Source organism: Bacillus sp. FJAT-29814 (assembly GCF_001510715.1).
In the GTDB taxonomy this organism is placed as follows: domain Bacteria; phylum Bacillota; class Bacilli; order Bacillales; family Cytobacillaceae; genus Neobacillus.
Genome location: NZ_LMTJ01000001.1, coordinates 162,343 through 167,797, shown reverse-complemented (window position 1 = coordinate 167,797; position 5,455 = coordinate 162,343). Strand labels below are relative to the sequence as shown.

At 33.8% G+C, this 5,455-nt stretch carries 9 protein-coding genes; 1 reads left to right on the top strand and 8 read right to left on the bottom strand.

Annotated elements, in window-relative coordinates:
* Positions 1-303: 303 nt before the first annotated feature.
* The 4 genes from AR334_RS00860 to AR334_RS00850 all read right to left on the bottom strand — a co-directional run bounded on the left by AR334_RS00860 (position 304) and on the right by AR334_RS00850 (position 2,473).
* A complete protein-coding gene (locus tag AR334_RS00860) occupies positions 304-642 on the bottom strand; it encodes a DUF5655 domain-containing protein (RefSeq protein ID WP_066303916.1) in 339 nt (112 codons plus the stop codon).
* Between the two features lie 653 nt (positions 643-1,295).
* The gene (locus tag AR334_RS28625) at positions 1,296-1,394 is read right to left on the bottom strand and encodes a YjcZ family sporulation protein (RefSeq protein ID WP_082692718.1); all 99 of its coding nucleotides are present in this window, start codon (positions 1,392-1,394) and stop codon (positions 1,296-1,298) included.
* A 343-nt stretch (positions 1,395-1,737) separates the two neighbouring features.
* Positions 1,738-2,019 (bottom strand): hypothetical protein, encoded by a 282-nt coding sequence (locus AR334_RS00855; RefSeq protein WP_066303914.1) that lies wholly within the window; start codon positions 2,017-2,019, stop codon positions 1,738-1,740.
* Between the two features lie 208 nt (positions 2,020-2,227).
* Positions 2,228-2,473, bottom strand: a complete 246-nt coding sequence (locus AR334_RS00850) for a hypothetical protein (RefSeq protein ID WP_066303911.1) — start codon at positions 2,471-2,473, stop codon at positions 2,228-2,230.
* 471 nt (positions 2,474-2,944) lie between these two features.
* Between AR334_RS00850 and AR334_RS00845 the strand changes: the two genes are divergently transcribed.
* Positions 2,945-3,262 (top strand): heterocycloanthracin/sonorensin family bacteriocin, encoded by a 318-nt coding sequence (locus AR334_RS00845; protein WP_082692717.1) that lies wholly within the window; start codon positions 2,945-2,947, stop codon positions 3,260-3,262.
* Between the two features lie 262 nt (positions 3,263-3,524).
* Here AR334_RS00845 and AR334_RS00840 read toward each other — a convergent pair whose 3' ends face one another.
* The 4 genes from AR334_RS00840 to AR334_RS00825 form a co-directional block, all read right to left on the bottom strand.
* Positions 3,525-3,740, bottom strand: a complete 216-nt coding sequence (locus AR334_RS00840) for a bacteriocin immunity protein (protein ID WP_066303907.1) — start codon at positions 3,738-3,740, stop codon at positions 3,525-3,527.
* Between the two features lie 199 nt (positions 3,741-3,939).
* Positions 3,940-4,293 carry a hypothetical protein gene (locus AR334_RS00835; protein WP_066303905.1) on the bottom strand — a complete coding sequence of 118 codons (354 nt, stop codon included), beginning with the start codon at positions 4,291-4,293 and terminating at the stop codon, positions 3,940-3,942.
* Between the two features lie 158 nt (positions 4,294-4,451).
* Positions 4,452-4,940 carry a hypothetical protein gene (locus AR334_RS00830; RefSeq protein ID WP_066303903.1) on the bottom strand — a complete coding sequence of 163 codons (489 nt, stop codon included), beginning with the start codon at positions 4,938-4,940 and terminating at the stop codon, positions 4,452-4,454.
* 91 nt (positions 4,941-5,031) lie between these two features.
* On the bottom strand, positions 5,032-5,301 hold the full coding sequence (locus AR334_RS00825) for a hypothetical protein (protein ID WP_066303900.1): 270 nt from the start codon (positions 5,299-5,301) through the stop codon (positions 5,032-5,034).
* Positions 5,302-5,455: the final 154 nt, after the last annotated feature.

Here is a 5,455-nt window from a genome sequence, read left to right as displayed (position 1 = left end):
TTTCTTAATAAGTTTTTCTATACGAAAAGATGATTGAATGGATTGTTTTCGAAATTTAATAAGTCTGTCAGAAGAAAGGAAATTTTAATTTTAAGGTCTCCTGTCCAACCTTACATAGGAAGAACAGTTACTGATATTGATAAACCAATCGTAAAAACAATTAATAAATGAACCAATAATAGCAATACGTTTATCTTCAAATTTCATCGGGAGCATTAGTAGTACAGAGAATAAACCAAATATTATACCAGATATAATTCCAAAGAAAATGCTGTTCATTGGTAAGAAATATCCTTTCTCTAACTAACTCATTAATTGATATGATTCTTTTAAAAGAACTAAAAACTCTTGATTTAGTTCGTCTTCACTATAAAATCTAAAGTTATTGTGAAATCTGTTTTTTGAAACTTGTTCAATTTTAGTAATCATCTCGTGTTCAATTTGATGGTTTGTTACTAAATTAAAATCTAACCATTTCTTTTTTGGACGAACTCCTCCGAAGGAAGATTTATTCAAAAGATGTATAGAAGTCTTTTTAAACTCAATTTCAAAAGGTCCAATTTCTTTCAATAAATCGAGTATTTTTGAATATATTTCATAAACATTAGATGCCTTATTTAAGAATAATTCATCTTCTGACATATCACCATCTCCTACTTTCACCTTAACATATTAAACTTTATTACCTTTATTTTGCCTCTTTTTACATCATTTTACCATTTCCTTATTTACTAACCTCCGTTCAATAAAGTTCAACAAAAAAACGTTAATCCTTGGATCAACGCCCCCGTTTACTTTAAGTACAATAATTCACAATCTGCTATGTTAATCTAACAAAAAGAAGCGATACCATGATATAGCATCGCTTCCGTTGAAAAACCTCCAATTGATTTTGGTAATTATTCGATTACTTATGTTTGATGTAACCTCTATTAATGAAGGGGCTGAACATCGGTATACAGGTACAAATGAATCTGATCCCATCGGAGTTCCCCTTAAAACAAAAAGAGAGCCCAAAGGCCCTAAAAAAGATAAAATTTATTTGATTAGAAGAATCTACGACCAAATCTTCTTTCAAACTCAATGCGTCGTCTTCTTTCTATTTCGATCTCGATTTCAATACGCCGTCTTCTCTCTATTTCGATTTCGATTTCTATCGGAAATCTTCTTCTCCTGAAATCAACTGGAAAGAAAAACATGAATACAACCTCCTTTCAATTCAAAAGTTTATCTAAAAAAGGGCGGATTAGAATTAACTAACCAGCCCTTTCCCATTTGAGCAGCTGGATTAATAATTAGTAGCCACTCATAAATGAAGCCCCCACAATGATCAATAGAATGAATAATACTACGATTAAAACAAAGCTGCTGCTGCCGCCGCCGTAACTTGACATAGCTATCACCACCTTTTGGATTAATGCGAAGAAAGAATTACTTCCTCTCTTTATATATAGTTTTTTGGACAAGTATGGCTTGTACAATTATCCATTTTTGTGAAAAATTTTTATGATTATTTATCAAATAGAAAAGTATTTTGTTCTTGAACTAACCCTGCCCCGATAGTTGAATAAATTCAACAAAAAATAGCGATAACCCTTCTTGGATTATCGCCCCCATTACTTTAAAAAGATTGAGGCACCCTTTAAAGCACATTGTTTTACACACATTGTAAAAGGATGAAGTTAAAAAACTCCATCCCATTATAAAAAGATAAAAACTTTCCTCAAATTCTCTACGTTAACGTCTACGTCCATCTTCAACATCAATATCAATATCAAAGTCTTGATCCTGGTCGTTTTCTTGTTCTTGTTCAGTTTTAACCTTCGCATTACTTCTGCTGTTTAAACGAACATCTACTCTTGAATTACCTGAGTTCTTTATTGTTGCACGAGCAACATTTACATTTTTATCGGTATTTCTGACATCTGCTTCAGCCTCTGAATTGCTTCTGTTTCTTAATCGATTGTCGATATCTGTATCCACATCAACATTTGTATTATTTCTTCGTCTATTTTCCATTCAAAAATCCTCCTTAATTTGTTCTTTCAAAATATAATATTCTTTATTTATATAAAGGCTTGGTCACTTGCATCAGTACAATTGCCCCTTTGTTGAAATAATGTTTATAAGCCCAATGCTACTTATAAAATCGAACCGTTCAAAACAGAGTATGTTTCAGGATTCAATGCACTTAGTAACCATAAAGAAATTATTGCAATACCAACAATCAATACAAAAAACCCTTCCCAAAAAAAGGGCCAGTCGGCTCTTTGGAAACACTGTTTATCAGTTCCTTATTAATATTTTCTTCTTCTTCTTCCTGTCTCAACTTCCCTTCTTCTTCTTCTTCTTCTTCTTCTTTCGAACTCGTTAAAGAAGCCATCAAAGAAGTCTTCAAAGAAGGCATCATCAAAATCATTAAAAAAGTCGTCGTCGAATTCATCATCGAAGTCGTCGTCAAAGTCTTCTTCAAATTCGCGTCTCCTTCTTTCGAATTCATCTTTAACCTGCCACGTTACTTGAAGAAGAAAAAAGCGACCTTCGTTATTGAAGTATCGCACTCGATAGTTTAAGTGTAATTCTTCACAATCTTACTCCGACACAAACAAGGGCAGTAGTCCACCTCTAGTTCCTAACAAGAATAAGTTTGACGGGGTTCCTTCCTTTTAAAAGCAAATCTTCCCCTTAAAGAGATCTTTCGTTGAGAATTAAAATAAGTTGAATAAAATTAATCCCAACGTTACTTCCAGACACAACATTTTATGATGCTTTTACCATAAAATAGGCTTTTAAACCAGTAACAGCCACCTAAATGGAAGCATATTTTGTTGAAGAGAGTACACGAAGCATATCTTAATTACACATTGCTGACAAAATTTCTTTGTTCAAATCTCTTGTTAGGAGTCAGTATAACCTAATTATTAAATAAACAGGGGAGGTAAAAATGCTCAATTTTCCAAATGAACTTCAAACTTTGGGAATGGATCATTTCCAAGTTGGTCAGTTAATTCCTATGGATCCTCAGAGTCAGGATCCGAGAATATTTGGCGGTATGCGTTGTGGTGGCATGATGTGCGGCGGCATGCGTTGCGGTGGCATGATGTGCGGCGGTATGCGTTGCGGTGGCATAATGTGCGGCGGTATGCGTTGCGGCGGCATGATGTGCGGTGGCATGATGTGCGGTGGTATGATGTGCGGCGGCATGATGTGCGGCGGCATGATGTGCGGCGGCATGATGTGCGGTGGTATGGGCTTTATTTAGTTGTTTTAGCTGTTTTGAAGGTTGGTAAATCTTCAACAAAAATTGCTTTTTTATGAAAAGAAGTGTCCCCGCATGACCTGTCGCATGGGCACTTCTTTGTTGTATATGATGTTGGAAATATTATTGTACATTAAATATAGTTTACAATTGTAAAGACTAGGAATTCCTTCTTTCGCTAAACTGCCACGTTACTTCAATAAGGAAAAAGGCAATCCTTCGTTATTGAAAAATCGCACCCTTTAGTTCAAAAAGAAACTCCAATTTAAAGGGTTATAGGTTGATATGATAATGCTTTTTCAACTATTTCTTCTGGAGTCAAATGTTCGTCATTATAAAAAATTAAATCAGTTACTTCTGGATGAAGTACATTTTTTTCTAAAATACAAATCATATCATTAATTTCATTCTCTGAGCCTTCGACATTAATAATCTTCTCTACAAGAATTATTAGTTCATCTTTTCCAAGATTATTTTCCATACATTTACTCCTTTCATTTCTGGGTCAGGTCTCATAGGACAATAGTTATCCCGTTCAATATATCCTCTGATTTGTATTTCCACGTTAGTACATTAATCTCCTTCTTGAACTCCCGTTTGTTCAATAAGAAAAAGAGGTGCCGCCGCAACTTATCTTCAACTCAAGCCCCCGGTAGTTCCATAAGCCGCAGGACATACTGTTAATTTATTGGACCAGTCACCTCAAGGCATCTTCCAGTATACGCATCCATCTTAACGGTTCGTTCTTCGCCATTTTTAGTTTTCAGAGTTATATTCAACTCGCGTTTATTAGTGATTTGATTAAAAAAACCACTCTTTTCATCAATGGAAAATTTCTCCGGTTTTATGTCAGGCCAATTCATATCCATAGCTTCTATTCCCAATCTTTCTGGTGGATTTTGCAAACACAAAGCTGCATAATCTGTGGCTTTCTCAGTTGCCATTATTGGCTTTTGATATTCATATGCAAAACCAATAACAAGAACAACGAAAATGCGGAAAGCTTCTTTCTTCCAGTTTGTGGCCTTTAACATGTTTTTATCACCCTATCAAATATGTATAAAAATGTAATTCAACGACTCCCTTCAAAAGTCCTGCTTTATTGTACTAACCTGCCCCGTTTGTTCAATAAGCAATTCAACCAAAAAGTCGGTTAATCCTTCCAGATAAACACACCTGTTGAACAACCTTTTCAAGAATTTTGCTTAATCGTTTCTTCTACATAAATAAGCAAATTACTGTATGGGCAATTTCCTTTTAATAGCTGCGATACTACACTTAAAGGTAATATCACTTTATCCTTCTTTTTAGAATAAAGTACACTCTGTTTTTTAGTAACACTATGCAATTCATTAAGATTGGGAGAAAAATTTTGTACAGAATCAGATTCATACCAGTAAAAGTCTTGGTTGACATTATTTTTAATAACCTCACCTACATATGCACCTATACGAACCACTAAATTATCAAAATGCTTACTTAAGAGTTCGGTGCCAAACTCCGTATTCATTAATCTTTTTGTGTACATATCAATATAACGAACGCTTTCAATAGTAAAGTCTAAATTTCTTTTAGTATTCTCTTGATCCCAGGAATCATCAGATACATCCTGATACATTAATTTCGCAATGCCTTTTAAATCATCTTTTTTTAATTGTGCCTTATTGAAAAAACTAAACATAAGATAGGATTTCTCCTTTATCAATTATCTACGAGCACAGCTATGCTAATTATATATCTTATTGAACTAAACTCCCGTTAGTCCAATAAAATTACGATTTTATTTGCTTATCAAGAAGGTACAATAGCTTTCTTTGTGCTTCTTTACTACGAATAATTTTTCTAACACGAATTGTGCTTTGTAAATAACGTCTGACGTGTTTATTTACAAAAAACAAACGGTGATATCTTTCATCCTCGTAAATGTTTTTAAACCAATTGTGTTGATTTAACTGTTCAATATTTTGGTCAATTTTTTTCGTATTTAAAATGTCACTATATCCAAATAATCCTGCAATTAATTCAAATAAAAAACTAAGCATACTTTACTCCAATCCCCTTCTACTTTTGAGAATTCTGCACTAATTGTGGCTATTCATTGGTTAACTAATCTGCCCCGTTCGTATTATAAGGTTAACCAGAATGCTAAATATTTCTGGTTGACCTTATTTATTTTGGTCTTATTATATCAGTAGC

Coding starts and splice junctions, on each gene's coding strand:
- AR334_RS00860 (WP_066303916.1), bottom strand. CDS start 642: ATGTCAGAAGATGAATTATTCTTAAATAAGGCATCTAATGTTTATGAA.
- AR334_RS28625 (WP_082692718.1), bottom strand. CDS start 1,394: ATGTCAAGTTACGGCGGCGGCAGCAGCAGCTTTGTTTTAATCGTAGTA.
- AR334_RS00855 (WP_066303914.1), bottom strand. CDS start 2,019: ATGGAAAATAGACGAAGAAATAATACAAATGTTGATGTGGATACAGAT.
- AR334_RS00845 (WP_082692717.1), top strand. CDS start 2,945: ATGCTCAATTTTCCAAATGAACTTCAAACTTTGGGAATGGATCATTTC.
- AR334_RS00840 (WP_066303907.1), bottom strand. CDS start 3,740: ATGGAAAATAATCTTGGAAAAGATGAACTAATAATTCTTGTAGAGAAG.
- AR334_RS00835 (WP_066303905.1), bottom strand. CDS start 4,293: ATGTTAAAGGCCACAAACTGGAAGAAAGAAGCTTTCCGCATTTTCGTT.
- AR334_RS00830 (WP_066303903.1), bottom strand. CDS start 4,940: ATGTTTAGTTTTTTCAATAAGGCACAATTAAAAAAAGATGATTTAAAA.
- AR334_RS00825 (WP_066303900.1), bottom strand. CDS start 5,301: ATGCTTAGTTTTTTATTTGAATTAATTGCAGGATTATTTGGATATAGT.